Below are 17,592 nucleotides of genomic sequence, written 5' to 3'. Positions count from 1 at the left end.
GCATGACCGAGGCAGTGCATGACCGACCGGGCCACAAGCAGGGAAAGGAACGGAATTTTCGATGACCGGCAAGCTGCGCCTCCCCTCGCTGAATGCTCTGCGCGTGTTCCACGCGGTCGCGCAGCACAAGAGCTTTCGGCAGGCGGCGGATGAATTGCTGGTCACGCCGCAGGCCGTCGGACAGCAGATCAAGCTTCTGGAGGATACGCTCCAGGTAACGCTGTTCGAGCGTAAGGGCCGGTCGATCGAACTGACCGAGTCGGCCATTCTTCTGTCGCACTATGTCAAAGCCGGCTTCAACGAGTTTGCCGAAGGCGTTCGCCGCGTCACCAAGTCGAACTATCGGGACCGCATCAACCTGAATGCGAGCCCATACTTCGCCACGCACTATCTCCTGCCGCGGCTTTCGTTGTTCCGGGAAATCTTGCCGGGCGCGGACCTGCGCCTGACGACGATGGTCGACCTGCCCGATTTCGGGCGCGACGATATCGATATGACGGTCCAGTGGGGCTACGGCAACTGGTCCGACTATGAAACCACGTTGCTGGTGCCGGATCCGAAGATCATCTGCTGCACGCCGGCGATCGGCGAAAGGATCAAGTCGGCGCATGATCTGACACAGTTCACGTTGCTCGACACCGTCAAGTCGAAGCGTCTGTGGCCGGACATATTGCGCCACCTTGGCGTGGAGCTGACGGATGGCGACCGCAGCATCAGCTTCGACGACGCCGCGACCATGCGCCGGGCGACCTTGCAAGGCATAGGTGTGGGCTTGGTTTCCGTCATCGACGCCGAGGAAGATTTCCGGGCGGGCACGCTGGTCGCGCCGATCGGCCGCGACGCCATTGCCGACATGAAGCCGGAGGAAGTCCCGGGCTTCTATCTTGTCGTCCCGCGCGGACATCTGCGCGTGAAGGCGGTCGCGGCACTTCACCGATGGCTGGCTCAGCAGGATTGGCGCGGCGACCTCACGATTTCCTCGTTACCGAAACCGGCCCCGCTTTCCGACTAGAAGCGGCTTCGAGACCGAGGCCTGAAAGACGCCTTTCGGGCCTCCAACAACAAGAAACCAAACAACCTCAACAGTGGAGACGGAACATGAAAATGATGAAATGGGGGGCTTCGGCCCTGGCGCTTGGCCTCGTGCATTTTGCGGCGCCGGCGGAAGCCGCCGGCGGCAAGACGCTCGAAACCGTCAAGGCACGCGGCATGCTGAACTGCACCGGCCATGACGGCTCCTATCTCGGCTTCGCCGAGGTGGACGACAAGGGCAACTGGAAGGGCATGGACATCGACCTCTGCAAGGCGGTGGCCGCGGCCGTGTTCGGCGACCCGGCGAAGCTGAAGGTCGTTCCGATCAGCTGGGCCCAGCGCTGGCCGGCCCTGCAGTCCGGCGATGTCGACATCATCATCAAGGCCTCGGGCGGCACGCTCAGCCGCGACACCGAACTTGGGCTGCAGTTCTCGATGTCCTACTATCTCGGTACCACCAAGGTGATGGCGCACAAGGAGCTGAACCTCAAGTCGCTCAAGGATGCCGCAGGCGGCACGATCTGCATTCCCGCCGGCACCTCGCAGGAACAGCAGGTCGCTGCCTATACGGCCAAGCTCGGCATCAAGCTCGAACCGGTGCTCATCGAGAAGACCGAGGAGCTCGAGCAGGCCTATTTCTCGGGACGCTGCGATCTTTATGCGCAGTGGGGTCCGACACTGGCCATTGCGCGCATCGCCAAGAGCAAGGTCGACGACCATGTCATCCTGCCAGACGTGCTCGCCGTCGAGCCTGAAGTCATGATCATGCGGCAAGGCGACGACAACTGGGTCGACATCGCCAACTGGACGCTGAGCACGCTGATCTTCGCCGAACAGGAAGGCATCACCTCGAAGAACGTCGACGAGATAAAGGCCAAGCCGACTTCACCGCAGGTCGCCAAATTCCTCGGCGTCACGCCAGGCATGGGCAAGGGTCTCGGGCTCTCCGACGACTGGGCCTACAAGGTGATCAAGAACGTCGGCAACTACGGCGAAATCTTCGATCGCGATCTCGGCAAGGACTCGCCCTACAAGATGGATCGCGAACTGACCAATTTGTGGAACAATGGCGGTGTCCTGTTCCCGCTGGTTGTTGATTGATCCGTTCTGAACGCATCCCGCTCCAGGTCCCACCCGGCTCCCGCCGGGCGGGACCGCGCGGCAATTCGGGAAGGATTTCTGAATGGTCAGCCTGCTGAGAAATCAAAAAGTCCGCAACGCACTGTTGCAGATCCTGTATGTCGGCTCGATCGCCGCGATGGTGCTTGCCGGCATTGTGATCGCCAGACAGAACCTGGCGGCGCAGGGGATCACCTCCGGATTCGACTTCCTGTTCAAGTCGACGGGCTGGGACCTGAACTTCTCGCTGCTGCCCGCCACGGCCAACGACCCTTATTGGTGGTACTTCCTCATCGGGATCATCAATACGCTGTTTCTGGGAACCGTCGGCCTGACGCTGGCGACGATCGTCGGAACGATCGTCGGCCTGGCGCGGACTTCCTCGAACGAATTGGCCCGGCTGCTCGGCCGCACCTATGTGGACATCTTCCGAAACATCCCGCTGATCCTCCAGGTTTTTTTCTGGTATGCCGTTATCACCCATCTGCCGACGCCGCGCGCCGCGCATGAGGGATGGGGCTTTCTCCTCACCAGCCGGGGGCTTTACATCCCGTTCCCCAATGTCAGCAGCGCCGCGCTCGCTGCGGCGACATTGGCTGTGATTGCCGCCATCGCGCTGCCGATCTGGCTGGGCAGGACATCGCGCCTCAGCCTGCCGGTCGGCCAGCGTGGCGGCATTCAGCTTGCCGGCACGGCGGCGGCACTTGCCTGCGCGGCCATCGTTCTGGTGGCCGGCCGCCTGGCCGACTCGCCGCTGCTCGATTTTCCGGCGCTGCAAGGTCTCAATCTGCGAGGCGGCCTGCGCATTCCGCCGGAGTTTGCGACACTGGCCATCGCGATCGCCATCTATGGCGGCTCCTACATCGCCGAGATCGTGCGCGGCGGGTTCAAGGCTGTCGGCAAGGGCCAGGTCGAGGCGGCTCTTTCCCTGGGCCTCGGCCCGTGGCGGGTCTTCATGCTGGTGCGGCTGCCGCTGGCACTACGCGCCATGCTGCCAATCCTCGCCAACCAGTATGTCTGGCTGATGAAGGCGACCACAATGGGCATCGCGGTGGGCTTCACCGATTTCTTCATGATCGTGGCGCTGACGATCAACCATTCCGGCCAGACAATCGAAGCGATCGGCATCCTGATGGCTGGCTTCCTCGTCATCAACCTCAGCCTCGCCGCCATCTTCAACCGCATCAACAAAGCAATCGCCCTCAAGGGCAACCAGTTGAGGGGGTGAGGGATGGAAATGGTCGTTGTCGCCCCTCCTGCCATTGGCAAGATCGAGGATCTGAGGCGGCGCTTCTTTGCGACGCCCCTGCAGGCATTGCTGTCGCTGGCTTCCCTGGCGGTCATGGTCTTCCTGGCCTGGAAGCTCCTGAATTGGGCGGTTTTCTCGGCTGTCTTCACGACGAGCGGCGGACCCGAAGCCTGCCAGGCGGCGGCGGGAGCCTGCTGGTCGGTCATTGCCGCGCGATGGCGCATCATCCTGTTCGGCCTCTATCCCTATGACGAGCAGTGGCGGTCGGCCCTGGCTTGCCTGATCGTCGTGGTCATGACGGTGCTAAGTTGCGTTCCAGCCTTCTGGTCGGGTCGCCGCATCGCACTCGTATGGGGAGCCGGAACGGCGCTTTTCTACGTGCTGATGAAGGGCGGCGTGCTTGGTCTGCCCTATGTCGGCGAGGAGGCCTGGGGCGGACTGGCGCTGACCCTGTTCATCTTCGTGACCACCTGCCTGATCGGCTTCCCGCTGGCGATCTGCCTGGCGCTGCTGCGCCGCTCCGGCCTGCCATGGATTTCCCGCACCTCCGGCCTCATTATCGACGGGGTGCGTTCATTGCCTCTGATCTCGATCCTGTTCACCTTCGCCATCGTGCTGCCGTTCGCACTGCCGCAATGGCTGGTGGGCGACAAGCTGTACCGGGTGATCCTGGGCTCGGCCCTGTTTTTTTCCGCCTATCAGGCGGAGATCGTCAGGGGTGGGATGCAGGGCGTTCCCAGTGGGCAAGAAGAGGCAGCCATGGCGCTTGGCATGCGCTATTGGCAGCGCGTCGGCCGCATTCTTCTACCGCAGGCCATGCGCAATGCGCTGCCGGCGACGATCAACCAGTTCGTGATCTCGTTCAAGGAAACCTCGCTGGTGATCATCGTCGGCTTCTTCGAGATCCTGGCCTCCGGCAATGCCGCCTACGGCACCGGCGAGTGGCGCTTCGCCTATGTCGAGGTCTATGCCTTCATCGCCTTCATCTACTTCATCTTCGTGTTCAGCCTGTCCCGCTATGGCGCTTTTCTCGAGCGCCGTATGTCGGTCGGCGAACGATAGGGGGCGTTTACGTGCTTTCAGGAAACTCGCCCCGATCCAGCGGGCCCGCGGTGCTGATCGAAAATCTCGACAAATATTACGGGACATTCCAGGCGCTGCGAAAGTTGAGCTTGTCCGTGGATCGCGGCGAGAGGATCGTCGTCTGCGGCCCGTCCGGCTCCGGCAAGTCCACCATGATCCGCTGCATCAACCGTCTGGAGCAGCACAATGGCGGCCGGATCACCGTGCTCGGCACCGAGCTCAACGACGATGTCGGCAACATCGACGGGATCAGGCGGGAAGTCGGCATGGTGTTCCAGCACTTCAACCTGTTTCCACACATGACGGTGCTGGAGAACTGCATGCTCGCGCCCATGATCGTGCGCAAGGTGCCGCGCGCGGATGCCGAGGCGACCGCCCGGCGCTATCTGGAGAAGGTACGCATTCCGGAACAGGCGATGAAGTATCCCGGTCAGTTATCCGGCGGCCAGCAACAGCGGGTCGCGATAGCGCGTGCCCTTTGCATGCAGCCCGAGATCATGCTGTTCGATGAGCCGACCTCTGCGCTCGACCCGGAAATGATCGCGGAAGTGCTCGACGTCATAGTCACGCTCGCCTCTGAAGGCATGACAATGATCTGCGTCACGCATGAGATGGGTTTTGCGCGCCGGGTTGCCGACCGGGTAATTTTCATGGATGGAGGCGAGATCGTCGAACAGGCGCCTTCCGATGAATTCTTCACCTCCTCCCGCAACGAGCGCACGCGGCAGTTCCTGTCGCAGGTGCTTGGTCACTGATCGATGCAACGATCCCGCGTCAGGCCGCAGCCATGTCCGTGACTGATCCCGTCACCGCCTTGCGCGAGATGCTCGGACCGAAAGGCTGGCTTTCGGGCAGCGATGCAAGGCCCTATCAGCGCGATTGGCTCGATCGCTACGGCGTCGCGGCTCTGGGCGTGGCCAGGCCTGCGGATACCTCCGAAGTAGCCAGTGTCGTAAAGACATGCCACGCGGCCGGCCTGGCGGTCGTGCCGCAAGGCGGCAACACCGGGCTTTGCGGCGGCGCCGTCGCCGATCGGCCGGATGCGGTGATCGTTTCGCTTTCGCGCATGACGGCGATCGGCAAACCGGACTTGGACAGCGGCTCGATCCTCATCGAAGCGGGGGCCGTGCTTGCCGCATTGCACGAGGCGCTGGAACCGCACGGCCTGATGTTTCCGATGCATCTCGGCGCGGAAGGCAGCGCCAGGATCGGCGGCCTGGTCGGCACCAATGCCGGCGGCAGCCAGGCATTCCGGTATGGCATGATGCAAGACCTCGTGCTTGGCCTGGAGGTCGTGACCCCCGACGGGGCGATATGGAACGGGCTGCGCGCGGTGCAGAAAGACAATGCCGGCTACCAGTTGCGCAAGCTCTATTGCGGCGCGGAAGGAACGCTTGGCATCGTGACGCGCGCGATCCTGCGGCTCTACCCGATGCCGCGGCGGCAGGCGAGCGCGCTTGTCGTCATGCCCGATTTCGCCGCGGCGGTTTCGTTTGGCACCTTTCTGCGGGGCGAGGCGGGGGAATTCCTGACCGGCCTCGAGTTCTTCTCCGACATCGGGCTGGGACTGGCCCTCAAACACCTGCCCGACCTGGCCTACCAGTTGGAGGCACGCGGCGAGGTCTATGTGCTGGTCGAACTGGCATCGGGCGCCCCCCGCGTTCCACTTGACGAGATACTGGCTTCGGCGCTGGAGTGGGGGGTGGAGCAAGGCCTGGTGCTGGACGGAGCATTGGCGGCGACGGGCGCGCATCGCGCACAATTCTGGCGGCTGCGAGAGGAGCAGCCGGAAGGACAGAGGCTGGAAGGAGAGCAGCTGAAGCACGACATCTCGGTGCCTCCGGGCGCTATCGCCCGTTTCGTCGAGGCCGGCGCAGAGATCTGCGACGACATTCTTCCCGGCGTGCGGATAAACCCGTTCGGGCATCTCGGCGACGGCAACATCCACTACAATCTGTCGCCGCCGGAAGGCCACGCCGATTTTGACGGCAAGGCCGAGCGGTTCGCCGAGGCGCTATCGTCGCTCGCCACGGAAATGGGCGGCAGTTTCGCGGCCGAGCATGGACTTGGCCGCGCAAAGGTCGCCATGGCCAACCGAAACCGCAGTCCGTTGGAGCGCGAACTCATGGCGCGGCTCAAGGATGCATTCGATCCACGGGACACGATGAATCCGGGCGTGCTGGTGCACGCTGCTCGGCAAAGAAAAACTTTCGAATAGACGGCATTTCTTGATTTCGCCCCGAACCGCCTGCGTGCACCTATGAACCGAAGGCAGGCTCGATCGACCTGCCGCCAAAGTGAGGATGTCGAAGCATGATCCGCAATGGCGGCCGCCTTCTCGTCGAGTGCCTGATCGGGCTTGGCGCGACCAGGAGCTTCGGCGTGCCCGGAGAAAGTTATCTGGCCGTCCTGGACGCGCTGCACGACACGCAGGGAAAGCTGGACTACACGCTTTGCCGCAATGAAGGCGGCGCGGCGTTCATGGCCTCGGCCTACGGCAAGTTGACCGGCTCGCCAGGCATCTGTTTCGTGACGCGCGGCCCAGGCGCCACCAACGCCAGCATCGGCGTTCACACGGCCATGCAGGACAGTTCGCCGATGATCCTGTTCGTCGGCCAGGTCGGCACCGACATGAAGGGCCGCGAAGCGTTTCAGGAAATCGACTACCGGGCGGTGTTCGGCACGGTCGCCAAATGGGCGGTCGAGATCGACGATGTCGCGCGCCTGCCCGAGATTGTGGCGCGGGCATGGACGACCGCATTGACCGGACGACCTGGTCCCGTCGTGGTCGCGCTGCCCGAGGACATGCTGACCACCATGACTGAAGCGGCTCCGCTCAGCGCACCGGCGGCCATTTTCGAGCCGGCACCGGCGCCGGAAGCGATCGCTTCGGCCTTCAAGCTGCTGGCCAAGGCCGAGAGGCCGGTCCTGCTCATGGGCGGCGCCAACTGGACCGTGGACGGACGCGCGGCGCTACAGGCTTTCGCAGAGGCTTCCGACATTCCTGTCGTGGCGGCCTTTCGCTATCAGGACCAGTTCGACAACCATTCGCCGGTCTTTGTCGGCGAGGCCGGCGTCGGCATGGTGGCGCATGTCAAAGCCCTGCTCCGCGAGGCCGACGTGATCCTGGCCGTCAATGTGCGTTTTGGCGAGATGACCACGGATGGCTATACGCTGCTGTCCGTGCCGGTGCCGCGCCAGAAACTGATCCATGTCCATGGCTCCGATCGCGAGATCGGCAAGGTCTATGTGCCGGCCATCGGTATCCATGCCGGGCCGAACGTTTTTGCCCGGGCGTTGACGCCCGTCAAAGGCGGCTGGGCGGACTGGCGCGCCGCGGCCCGCAAAGCCTATGAAGGGACATTCGGCGCGCCCGTCCAGCCCGGCCCGGTGGACATGGTGGAGGTCAGCGCCTGGCTGCGCGAAAACCTGCCTGCCGACGTCATTCTCACCAACGGCGCCGGCAATTTCACCGTCTGGCCGAACAAGTTCTTCAAGTTCGGGCCGGACGCACGGCTGCTCGCCCCGCAGTCTGGCGCCATGGGCTACGGCCTGCCGGCGGCAATTGCCGCCAAGGTTGCGTTTCCAGAACGCACGGTCGTCTGCTTTGCCGGCGACGGCGACTTCCAGATGAATTGCCAGGAACTCGGAACCGCCATGCAGGCTGGCGCGCAGCCGATCGTGCTGATCCTCAACAACGGCATCTACGGCACGATCCGCGCCCATCAGGAGCGCCACTATCCGGCGCGCGTTTCGGGCACGTCGCTCGAAAACCCTGATTTCGTGACACTGGCAAAGGCCTATGGCTTCCATGCCGAGCGGGTCGAGGCGACGCGCGATTTCGCGGCGGCGTTCGATCGGGCGCTCGGATCCGTGACGGGAGCGGTCCTCGACATCGCCATATCTCCCGAAGCGCTGACGCCCCGACAGACCCTTTCCCAGATGCGTGACGCCGCGCTCGCTTCCCAGAAGGCCAAGGCATGACCTCCAAAGACGACATCCGTCTCGGCGCGGACATCGGCGGCACGTTCACCGACGTCGCGCTCGACCTCAGGGGAACGATCTTCTCCACCAAGGTGTTGACCAATTATGCGGCGCCCGAGCAGGCGATCCTGGACGGCATTGCCGTCGTCACGCGCGATGCCGGTATCGCGCTTGCCGAGATCGGCATCATCATCCACGGCACGACGCTGGCGACGAATGCGCTCATCGAACGCCGTGGCGCCAAGACCGCGCTGGTCACCACCGAAGGGTTCCGCGATGTCATCGAGATGCGCACGGAAAACCGCTTCGAGCAGTATGACCTCGACCTGCAGCTGCCGGCGCCGCTAATCCCGCGCGAGCACCGTTTCACGGTAAAGGGCCGGATCGGTGCGGAAGGCCAGGAGCTTCAGCCGCTCGACGAAGCCGCCCTGGAAGGCATTGCCGACCGGATCGCGGCCGGCGGCTTCGGCTCCGTGGCGATCGGCTTCATCCATGCCTACACCAACCCTGATCATGAGCGCCGGGCACGCGCTATCCTGTCCCGCAAGCTTACCATCCCGATTTCGATCAGCGCCGAAGTCTCGCCGCAGATGCGCGAGTTCGAACGCTTCAACACGGTCTGCGCCAACGCCTATGTGCGGCCGCAGATGGCGGACTATCTCGCGCGTTTCCAGACCCGCTTGAAGGAGATGGGCGCCGAGTGCCCGGTCTTCATGATCCATTCGGGCGGCGGTCTGATCTCGGTGGAGACGGCCTCGGAATTTCCCGTGCGCCTCGTTGAGTCCGGCCCGGCCGGCGGCGCCATCTTCGCCGCCGACATCGCCAGGCGATTCGGCCTGGAAAAGGTCGTCTCCTATGACATGGGCGGCACCACTGCAAAGATTTGCCTGATCGAGGATTATGCGCCGCGCACCGCCAGAACCTTCGAAGTGGCGCGTACCTATCGCTTCTGCAAAGGTTCCGGCATGCCGATCTCCATTCCCGTGATCGAGATGATCGAGATCGGCGCCGGCGGCGGGTCGATCGCCTGGGTCGACGCCATGGGCCGCATCCAGACCGGTCCCGAAAGTGCCGGATCGGAACCTGGCCCGGCCTGCTACGGCCGCGGCGGCAGGCGCCCGGCCATCACAGATGCCGACCTGGTGCTCGGCAAGCTCGATCCCGACAATTTCGCCGGCGGCGCCATCAGGCTGGACACGTCCGCATCCGAACAGGCGATCCTGCGCGATGTCGGCGAACGCCTGTCGCTCGATGCCATGGCGACGGCCTTCGGCATCTGCGAGGTGGTGGACGAGAACATGGCCAATGCCGCCCGCGTCCATGCCGTCGAAAACGGCAAAAACATTTCCGACAACGTGATGATCGCCTTCGGTGGCGCGGCCCCGCTTCACGCCGCAAGGCTTTGCGAGAAACTCGGCATCGACCAGTGCATCGTCCCCAAGGGCGCGGGCGTCGGATCGGCGATCGGCTTCCTCAAGGCTCCGTTCGGCTACGAAGCCCTGGCATCCCGGCTGACGCGGCTGTCGCAGTTCAAGCCGGCCGAGGCCAATGCTTTGCTCGATGACCTCAAAGTGTCAGCCGAAAGCTTCGTGCGGGCAGGGGCCAACGGTACGATCACATGCGAAATCACCGCCTTCATGCGCTACGCCGGCCAGGGCTGGGAAATCCCCGTGCCGCTGCCGGACGAGCCGTTCGGCAATGATGCCGCAACCACGCTCGAGGATTTGTTCCAGGCGAATTACCAACGCTTCTTCGGCCGCGCCATCGAAGGACTTGGCGGCCTGGAAATCGAGATCGTCACCTGGTCCGTGAAGGCGACGGATGTCCGGCCTGCTGTCGCCAGGCACGAGCTGATCACCGGCAAGCGGACCACTCAGCCGGCAACAAGCCGCGCGGTGTTCGATCCGGCCAGCGGTGCGCCACGGACCTATGGCATCGTCGAACGGGAGGGGCTGTGCACCGGCGATCGGGTGGCGGGCCCGGTCATCATCGTCGAACGCGAGACGTCCACCGTCGTCACCACGAGCTTCGACGCCGTCATCCAGAGCGACGGAGCGATCCTTCTGATCCGCAAAGGCAGCCAGGCATGAGCGACATCAGTGAAATCCGCATGCAGGTTATGTGGAACCGGTTGATCTCGGTGGTCGAGGAGCAGGCCCTCACCTTGCTGCGCACGGCTTTCTCGACATCGGTGCGCGAATCCGGCGACCTGTCGGCGGGCGTGTTCGATCCCCGCGGCCAGATGCTGGCACAGGCGGTGACGGGAACGCCCGGCCATGTCAACACCATGGCCGAGGCGGTGCTGCATTTCATGAACGAAATCCCGCGCGAAACCATGTTCGAGGGCGACACCTACGTCACCAATGACCCCTGGTTGGGCACGGGCCACCTGCACGATATCACCATGGTGTCGCCGTCGTTCCTGAACGGCGAATTGGTTGCGTTCTTCGCCTGCACGGCGCATGTGGTCGATGTCGGTGGGCGCGGCTTCGGCGCTGACGGCAAGTCGGTCTACGAGGAAGGCATCCAGATCCCGATCATGAAGTTCGCGGAGAAGGGCAAGGTCAATCTCGATCTCGTCAGGATCCTGCGCGCCAACGTCCGCGAGCCGAACCAGGTCGTCGGCGATTTCTATTCGCTCGCCGCCTGCAACGAAGTCGGCCACCGACGCCTCGTCGACATGATGAAGGAGATCGGCCTGGCATCGCTGGACGGGCTTGGCGAGTTCATCTTCTCGCGCACCCGCGACGCCATGGTCGAACGCATCAAGGCGATGCCCAAAGGCAGCTGGTCGAACGCGCTGGTGACCGACGGCTACGACGAGCCGGTGAAACTCGCGGCGACCGTCACGGTTCGGGACGCCGGCGTCGAGGTTGATTTCACCGGTACCGACCCGATGAGCCGATGGGGCATCAACTGCCCGATCATCTACAGCAAGGCCTATGCCTGCTACGCGTTGAAATGCGTGGTGGCGCCCGATATTCCTAACAATGCCGCGTCGCTCGCCTTCTTCACCGTGTCGTCTCCGGTCAACATCCTGAACGCCGTGCGGCCGGCGCCGGTGGCGCTCAGGCACATCTTCGGCCATATGGTTCCCGATCTGGTGCTCGGCGCGATCGCCAAGGCGATGCCCGGCAAGATCCTTGCCGAGGGCGCCGGCGCACTGTGGAACATCCATATCTCGGTTCGGCCGGTCTCCGGCGGTTCGGGCCGCCGCGCCGAGGTGTTGATGTTCAATTCCGGCGGCATGGGCGCGCGCCCCGGCCTCGACGGATTGTCGGCGACGGCCTTCCCCTCCGGCGTCCATACGATGCCGATCGAGGCAACGGAGCACACCGGCCCGATCGTCATCTGGCGCAAGGAGCTGCGGCCCGATTCCGGCGGCGACGGCGAGTTCCGCGGCGGGCTCGGGCAGGTTATCGAAATCGAGGCGATCGAGGGCCATGAATTCGATTTCTCGGCCATGTTCGACCGCGTCAATCATCCCGCCCACGGGCGCAACGGCGGCGGACCTGGAGTGGCCGGCGTGGTCAGGCTGGACGATGGCACGCAGATGCGACCCAAAGGCTGGCAGCATGTTCCGGCTGGCCGTCGGCTGATCCTCCAATTGCCGGGCGGCGGCGGCTATGGCGATCCGTCCAAGCGCAGCACCGAGGCGCGGGCGAACGACCGCTCCAAGGAATACATTTCGGAGAACGGCAAATGAGCTACATTGCCTCGCGCCTGTCTGCGGTGAAGCCTTCGGCGTCCATGGCTGCTTCGCAAGCAGCCAAGGCCCTGCGCGCCAAGGGCGTCGACGTTATCGATCTTGGCCTGGGCGAGCCGGATTTCCCGACACCGAGCCATATCATCGAAGCGGCGCATTTCGCCGCGAAGGCCGGCCAGACGCTATACACGGGTGCCGCCGGCACGGCCGAGGTGCGCGAAGCCGTGGCCGGCAAGTTCCGCCGCGAAAACGGACTGGACTACACGGCGGACGACGTCGTCGTGGCCAATGGCGCCAAGCAGATCATCTTCAACGCGCTGATGGCGACGCTGGAGTCTGGTGACGAAGCGATCCTGCCGGCGCCCTACTTCGTCTCCTATCCCGAGATGGTGAAGCTGCTCGGCGGCACGCCTGTCGTTATCGAGTGCCCGGAAACTTCCGGCTTCCGGCTGACGCCGGAGCTGCTCGAAAAAGCCATCACTCCAAGGACGAAATGGCTGTTCCTCAATATGCCCGGCAACCCCTCCGGCGCCATATATTCGCAATCGGACCTGCGGGCACTCGGAGCGGTTTTGGCAAGGCATCCGCAGGTGCTGGTGCTTTCCGACGAGATTTACGAGCACATCCTGTTCGACGGACGCGACTTCGTCTCCTTCGGCAAGGCTTGCCCGGAACTCAGGGACCGTACCCTGATCGTCAACGGCGTCTCCAAATCCTATGCGATGACCGGGTGGCGTGTCGGCTATGCCGCCGGGCCGGCGCCGCTCACCAGGGCGATGGCGACCATCCAGAGCCAATCCTGCACGTCCGTCTGCTCGATCGCGCAAGCGGCGACGGTGGCCGCGCTCAACGGCCCCCAGGACGAGGTGGCACGCTTTCGGCAGGCGTTCGAGGCGCGCCGCGACCTTGTCGTCGACGGCATCAGGCGGATCAACGGTCTTACGCTTTCGCCACCGGAAGGCGCCTTCTATGCCTATATCGGCTGCGCCAGCCTGATCGGCGGCAGGACCCCAAAAGGCGTCGTGCTCGAGGACGACACGGCAGTGGCGAATTATCTCCTGAACGAAGGGCGCGTGGCCTCGGTGCCGGGCGCCGCCTATGGACTTTCCCCCTATTTCCGCATCTCGACCGCGACCGGCGAAGAGGTGCTGACCGAAGCGATCGCGCGCATCAACGCCGCCGTCGCGCAAGTGGAGTAAATCATGCCGCATTACGAACGCATCCTGATCACCGGCGCGGCCGGCCGCCTCGGTTCGGAACTGCGAAAGGGGCTGGTGCCGCTGGCAAAAACGATCCGCCTGGCCGGCCGCGAACCGTTCGGCGATCTTGCTCCACACGAGGAAGAAGCGGTCTTCGACCTCGCCGATATGGAGGCGACGATTGCCGCCACCAAGGATTGCGACGCGATCGTGCATTTCGGCGGCGCACCACTCGAATGCGAATGGCAAACCATCCTGGATTCCAGCATCCGCGGCTCCTATCACATCTACGAGGGCGCCCGGAAACACGGGGTGAAACGAGTCATCTATGCCTCCTCCGTGCATGCCGTCGGCTATCACGAGGTCGAGGCGCATATCGGCGTCGACGCGCCGGTGCGTCCCGACAGCCTCTATGGCGTGTCGAAGAACTTCGTCGAGAGCCTGAGCCGGCTTTACTGGGACAAGTTCGGCATCGAGACGGCGTGCCTGCGCATCTTTTCGTCCTTCCCCGAACCGGCGGACCGTCGCATGTTGTGGTCATACCTCTCCTTCGCCGATTGTGTGCGTCTGGTCGAGGCAGCTCTCACCGCGCCGCGCGTCGGCCATACGATCTCCTTCGGCCTTTCCGACAACAAGGTGAAAACGGTCGACAACAGCGGCGCCAACCATCTGGGGTTTTCTCCGCAGGATAGTGCCGAGCCGTTCCGCGCCGCGGTCGAGGCGAAAACGCAGGTTCCGGATCCCAAGGCGCCATCGGTGAAGTATCTGGGCGGGTGGTTCTGCGAGCTTGGCCATCCGGACGACAAACAGGCGTAGCTGCCAATCCGCTCGATGGCGCAGAGCGGAAGCCGAGATGCGGCAGGCGACGGATTCACGCGTGGTGGCGGAGATCGAGGAGGTTGTCGGCGGCGCCGGCTTCGATGTGCCACGCCGACCACGGTCATGGATCAGATCTGGCAGCGGTACCTGCAGACGATGCCGGACTTCCCCCAAGCGTTCATCCACCTCGGGCGTCGAAGACTTAGGCATTTACGTGCTGAGCGTCTTCTCGTCGCACATGTTTCACGCCGCCCACCAGATGGGCCCCCTGAAATATTGACGGTTGCCGGTCGTCATCGGTTTTGGGATTCTCATCTGATCTGATAGTGGGATCCAAATCACAGGAGATGGCATGCCGAACGATGTAATCGTGCGCGACAGCAATGGCGCTCAATTGAATGACGGTGATTCCGTAACGCTGATCAAAGACCTCAAAGTCAAAGGCACTTCGGAGACGATCAAGCGCGGCACGTTGGTGAAGGCCATCCGCCTGAACGGCAATCCCGGCGAGATCGAATGCAACACCAAGCAAGTGAAAGGCCTGGTGCTCAAGACCGAGTTCGTGAAGAAGGCGTGAGCCTCAAGGCGGCAAGCGATCTCGATGGCTCCTTCGGGATTTTGGAGAGCCTGCCGTCGCCAAGGGGGCTGCGGAGCCGTTGAGCGTCCGGCACGCGATCGTTGCGCCGCGAATTGATAACTTCGCCGACCAGGCACAATCAAAAAAATCGCCAAGTCCCAAGCTGGAACCTCCGGCCTCATTGCGCGTTTCACGGCGTCCCGTTCGCGGACCCGCCCGGATATCTCTCCAAGCGCGCGAAAAACCAGGAGCCCGCTTCATGCACGACAAGCTGTTTCATTCACCGGTCGCACTGTCGGTCGGCCTCGGCTTCAAGCGCGAGATTGCCTCGCTGGCCGAAATGCACGATTTCCTCACCAATTGGACGACCTCCCGCCGCGGCCCGCTTTACCGAAACGCGGTGGAGACATGTGATCTGGCCGTTCCAGGTTATGTGAGCGTCGAGCAGGCGCGCCGGGCGTTGCTCGAATTCGCGCAAGCCGCCGGCATCCTGTGGCCGGACCTCGAGCCGGTGGCGGGCGTGCACGCCGTTGCGCGTGGCTATGGCGGCTACGCCGCCTGAAGATTGATGTTCTCCGTGGCGGCTAAAGCCACACCACCATAGAAAGCCCGGCTGGCCCTCAGCCGGGCTTTCGCGTTTCCGGCAGCTCGCAAGGAAATCGCCATCCTGTAGCCGTGTGTCTTGGGCGACAATCCCTGCGTGGAGTGTCGGGAAGAGCCCGAGCAAAAATCTTTATGAAATTCCTATTTCTTTCCACTGCGCCCCGTCTCGAACCTTTATGGCGATCGGGTCCATACTCCTTTTAGAAAATACAACCGGCTCCGTCGCCAAAGGTGCGACGGGACACTTTCGAGATATTGCGAACTCTCTTGTCAAATTCGCAAGTACAAAAGAACAAAAGGAATAAACACAATGGATATGGCCGTTATCGGAATCGGAATTTTGTTCTTTGCCCTTTGTTTCGCCTACATAAAAGCTTGTGACGCGCTCTAGAGCGAGGCTGAAAAAATGATCGTCGACTATATTCTCGGTGGCGGCGTTACGCTGTTCCTGCTCGCCTACCTGACATACGCCCTCGTTCGTCCAGAACGCTTCTGAAGGCACGGAAAGCCACACCCATGACACTGAACGGTTGGATACAGATCCTGGTCTATTGCGGGATCGTCGTTTTGCTGGTGAAGCCGCTCGGCGGCTACATGCACCGCGTCTTCAACGGCGACCGCACGCTGCTTTCGCCGGTCCTTCGCCCGCTTGAGCGTGGGCTTTATCGTATTTGCGGAACCAGCGAACGCGAGGAACAGCACTGGACCACCTACGCGGTCGCCCTGCTGCTCTTCAACCTCGCCGGCTTCCTGGTGCTTTATGCGCTGCAGCGCCTGCAGGGCAGCCTGCCTTACAACCCTGCCGGCATGACAGCGGTTGAACCAGGGTTGGCCTTCAACACCGCCGCCAGCTTCATGACCAACACCAACTGGCAGAACTATGGTGGCGAGAGCACGATGTCCTATCTCGTGCAGATGGCCGGGCTGACGGTGCAGAACTTCGTTTCGGCGGCCACCGGCATTGCCATCGCCATTGCGCTGATCCGCGGCTTTGCCCGGGCGTCCGGCAAGTCGATCGGCAATTTCTGGGTCGATATGACCCGCTCCACACTCTATCTGCTGCTGCCGTTCTGCATCGTGCTGACGCTGGTCTATGTCTGGCTCGGCATGCCGCAGACGCTCGGCGCCTACGTCAACGCCACGACGCTGGAAGGCGCGCAGCAGACCATCGCCGTCGGCCCGGTCGCTTCGCAGGTGGCCATCAAGATGCTCGGCACCAATGGCGGCGGTTTCTTCAACGCCAATGCCGCGCACCCGTTCGAGAACCCCGACGCGATCTCCAACCTGATCCAGATGGTGTCGATCTTCGCCATCGGCGCCGCCTTGACCAATGTCTTCGGCCGCATGATCGGCAACCAGCGCCAGGGCTGGGCGATCCTCTCGGCCATGGGCGTCATGTTCATCGCCGGTGTCGCCATCTGCTACTGGGCGGAAGCCGCCGGCAACCCGCTGGTGCATGCGCTGGGCATCGACGGCGGCAACATGGAGGGCAAGGAGAGCCGCTTCGGCATCGCCCTGTCGGCGCTGTTTGCCGTCATCACCACGGCCGCTTCCTGCGGCGCCGTCAACGCCATGCACGGCTCGTTCACCGCGCTCGGCGGCATGATCCCGATCATCAACATGCAGCTTGGCGAAGTCATCGTCGGCGGTGTCGGCGCCGGTCTCTACGGCATCCTGATGTACATCGTCGTCGCCGTCTTCGTCGCCGGCCTGATGGTCGGCCGCACGCCCGAATATCTGGGCAAGAAGATCGAGGCCAAGGAGGTCAAGATGGCTATGCTGGCCATACTGTGCCTGCCGCTGGCGATGCTGATCTTCACGGCCATCGCCGTCGTGCTGCCGACCGGCGTGGCGTCGATGGGCAATGCCGGCCCGCACGGCTTCTCCGAGGTTCTGTATGCCTACACTTCGGCGGCGGCCAACAACGGTTCGGCCTTTGGCGGCCTCAGCGGCAACACGCCCTGGTACAACATCACGATCGGCATCGGCATGCTGATGGGCCGCTTCCTGGTGATCATCCCGGCGCTGGCCATTGCCGGCTCGCTGGTGGCGAAGAAAACGGTTCCGGCTTCCGCCGGCACCTTCCCGACCGATGGCCCTCTGTTCGTCGGGCTGCTGGTCGGCGTCATCCTGATCGTCGGTGGCCTCACCTTCTTCCCGGCGCTCGCCGTAGGGCCGATCATCGAGCACCTGGCGATGACTCACGGGCAGACCTTCTGAG

At 63.3% G+C, this 17,592-nt stretch carries 15 protein-coding genes; all 15 read left to right on the top strand.

Translation table 11 applies throughout. The features are described 5' to 3' along the window. Positions 1-61: 61 nt before the first annotated feature. The 15 genes from AC0L2U_RS07670 to kdpA all read left to right on the top strand — a co-directional run bounded on the left by AC0L2U_RS07670 (position 62) and on the right by kdpA (position 17,591). On the top strand, positions 62-1,012 hold the full coding sequence (locus AC0L2U_RS07670) for a LysR substrate-binding domain-containing protein (RefSeq protein ID WP_023810154.1): 951 nt from the start codon (positions 62-64) through the stop codon (positions 1,010-1,012). 86 nt (positions 1,013-1,098) lie between these two features. Then, a complete protein-coding gene (locus AC0L2U_RS07665; protein ID WP_023810153.1) occupies positions 1,099-2,133 on the top strand; it encodes an amino acid ABC transporter substrate-binding protein in 1,035 nt (344 codons plus the stop codon). Between the two features lie 82 nt (positions 2,134-2,215). Continuing rightward, complete coding sequence (locus tag AC0L2U_RS07660) at positions 2,216-3,379, top strand: ABC transporter permease subunit (protein WP_127809346.1); 1,164 nt, start codon at positions 2,216-2,218, stop codon at positions 3,377-3,379. 3 nt (positions 3,380-3,382) lie between these two features. Continuing rightward, positions 3,383-4,462: an amino acid ABC transporter permease gene (locus AC0L2U_RS07655; RefSeq protein WP_127395253.1), complete on the top strand. Its 1,080-nt coding sequence runs from the start codon at positions 3,383-3,385 to the stop codon at positions 4,460-4,462. 11 nt (positions 4,463-4,473) lie between these two features. Beyond that, positions 4,474-5,238: an amino acid ABC transporter ATP-binding protein gene (locus tag AC0L2U_RS07650; RefSeq protein ID WP_473601686.1), complete on the top strand. Its 765-nt coding sequence runs from the start codon at positions 4,474-4,476 to the stop codon at positions 5,236-5,238. Between the two features lie 32 nt (positions 5,239-5,270). Next, positions 5,271-6,701, top strand: a complete 1,431-nt coding sequence (locus tag AC0L2U_RS07645) for an FAD-binding oxidoreductase (protein WP_473601685.1) — start codon at positions 5,271-5,273, stop codon at positions 6,699-6,701. A gap of 95 nt (positions 6,702-6,796) precedes the next feature. Next, complete coding sequence (locus AC0L2U_RS07640) at positions 6,797-8,467, top strand: thiamine pyrophosphate-binding protein (RefSeq protein WP_473601684.1); 1,671 nt, start codon at positions 6,797-6,799, stop codon at positions 8,465-8,467. Next, the gene (locus AC0L2U_RS07635; RefSeq protein ID WP_127395256.1) at positions 8,464-10,557 is read left to right on the top strand and encodes a hydantoinase/oxoprolinase family protein; all 2,094 of its coding nucleotides are present in this window, start codon (positions 8,464-8,466) and stop codon (positions 10,555-10,557) included. Before AC0L2U_RS07640 ends, AC0L2U_RS07635 begins: the two co-directional genes overlap by 4 nt. Then, positions 10,554-12,173, top strand: a complete 1,620-nt coding sequence (locus tag AC0L2U_RS07630; protein WP_127320509.1) for a hydantoinase B/oxoprolinase family protein — start codon at positions 10,554-10,556, stop codon at positions 12,171-12,173. The genes AC0L2U_RS07635 and AC0L2U_RS07630 overlap by 4 nt, the downstream gene beginning before the upstream one ends. After that, complete coding sequence (locus AC0L2U_RS07625; protein WP_473601683.1) at positions 12,170-13,372, top strand: pyridoxal phosphate-dependent aminotransferase; 1,203 nt, start codon at positions 12,170-12,172, stop codon at positions 13,370-13,372. Before AC0L2U_RS07630 ends, AC0L2U_RS07625 begins: the two co-directional genes overlap by 4 nt. Before the next feature lie 3 nt (positions 13,373-13,375). Continuing rightward, entirely contained in the window at positions 13,376-14,188 is an 813-nt protein-coding gene (locus tag AC0L2U_RS07620) for an NAD-dependent epimerase/dehydratase family protein (protein WP_127408347.1), read from the top strand. Positions 14,189-14,543: 355 nt separating this feature from the next. Further along, positions 14,544-14,768 (top strand): alkylphosphonate utilization protein, encoded by a 225-nt coding sequence (locus tag AC0L2U_RS07615; RefSeq protein WP_013529641.1) that lies wholly within the window; start codon positions 14,544-14,546, stop codon positions 14,766-14,768. Positions 14,769-15,027: 259 nt separating this feature from the next. Then, on the top strand, positions 15,028-15,330 hold the full coding sequence (locus tag AC0L2U_RS07610; protein WP_127269540.1) for a DUF982 domain-containing protein: 303 nt from the start codon (positions 15,028-15,030) through the stop codon (positions 15,328-15,330). 447 nt (positions 15,331-15,777) lie between these two features. Next, entirely contained in the window at positions 15,778-15,867 is a 90-nt protein-coding gene (locus tag AC0L2U_RS07605) for a K(+)-transporting ATPase subunit F (RefSeq protein WP_032808122.1), read from the top strand. A gap of 20 nt (positions 15,868-15,887) precedes the next feature. Continuing rightward, a complete protein-coding gene (gene kdpA, locus AC0L2U_RS07600; protein ID WP_473601682.1) occupies positions 15,888-17,591 on the top strand; it encodes a potassium-transporting ATPase subunit KdpA in 1,704 nt (567 codons plus the stop codon). Position 17,592 lies beyond the last annotated feature (1 nt).

This window comes from Mesorhizobium sp. WSM4808, from assembly GCF_055811675.1.
Note: the sequence above shows the minus strand (reverse complement) of the source record. Positions and strands in the feature narration are given on the sequence as shown.

Coding starts and splice junctions, on each gene's coding strand:
- AC0L2U_RS07625 (WP_473601683.1), top strand. CDS start 12,170: ATGAGCTACATTGCCTCGCGCCTGTCTGCGGTGAAGCCTTCGGCGTCC.
- AC0L2U_RS07655 (WP_127395253.1), top strand. CDS start 3,383: ATGGAAATGGTCGTTGTCGCCCCTCCTGCCATTGGCAAGATCGAGGAT.
- AC0L2U_RS07630 (WP_127320509.1), top strand. CDS start 10,554: ATGAGCGACATCAGTGAAATCCGCATGCAGGTTATGTGGAACCGGTTG.
- AC0L2U_RS07665 (WP_023810153.1), top strand. CDS start 1,099: ATGAAAATGATGAAATGGGGGGCTTCGGCCCTGGCGCTTGGCCTCGTG.
- AC0L2U_RS07635 (WP_127395256.1), top strand. CDS start 8,464: ATGACCTCCAAAGACGACATCCGTCTCGGCGCGGACATCGGCGGCACG.
- AC0L2U_RS07640 (WP_473601684.1), top strand. CDS start 6,797: ATGATCCGCAATGGCGGCCGCCTTCTCGTCGAGTGCCTGATCGGGCTT.
- AC0L2U_RS07605 (WP_032808122.1), top strand. CDS start 15,778: ATGATCGTCGACTATATTCTCGGTGGCGGCGTTACGCTGTTCCTGCTC.
- AC0L2U_RS07660 (WP_127809346.1), top strand. CDS start 2,216: ATGGTCAGCCTGCTGAGAAATCAAAAAGTCCGCAACGCACTGTTGCAG.
- kdpA (WP_473601682.1), top strand. CDS start 15,888: ATGACACTGAACGGTTGGATACAGATCCTGGTCTATTGCGGGATCGTC.
- AC0L2U_RS07645 (WP_473601685.1), top strand. CDS start 5,271: ATGTCCGTGACTGATCCCGTCACCGCCTTGCGCGAGATGCTCGGACCG.
- AC0L2U_RS07620 (WP_127408347.1), top strand. CDS start 13,376: ATGCCGCATTACGAACGCATCCTGATCACCGGCGCGGCCGGCCGCCTC.
- AC0L2U_RS07615 (WP_013529641.1), top strand. CDS start 14,544: ATGCCGAACGATGTAATCGTGCGCGACAGCAATGGCGCTCAATTGAAT.
- AC0L2U_RS07610 (WP_127269540.1), top strand. CDS start 15,028: ATGCACGACAAGCTGTTTCATTCACCGGTCGCACTGTCGGTCGGCCTC.
- AC0L2U_RS07670 (WP_023810154.1), top strand. CDS start 62: ATGACCGGCAAGCTGCGCCTCCCCTCGCTGAATGCTCTGCGCGTGTTC.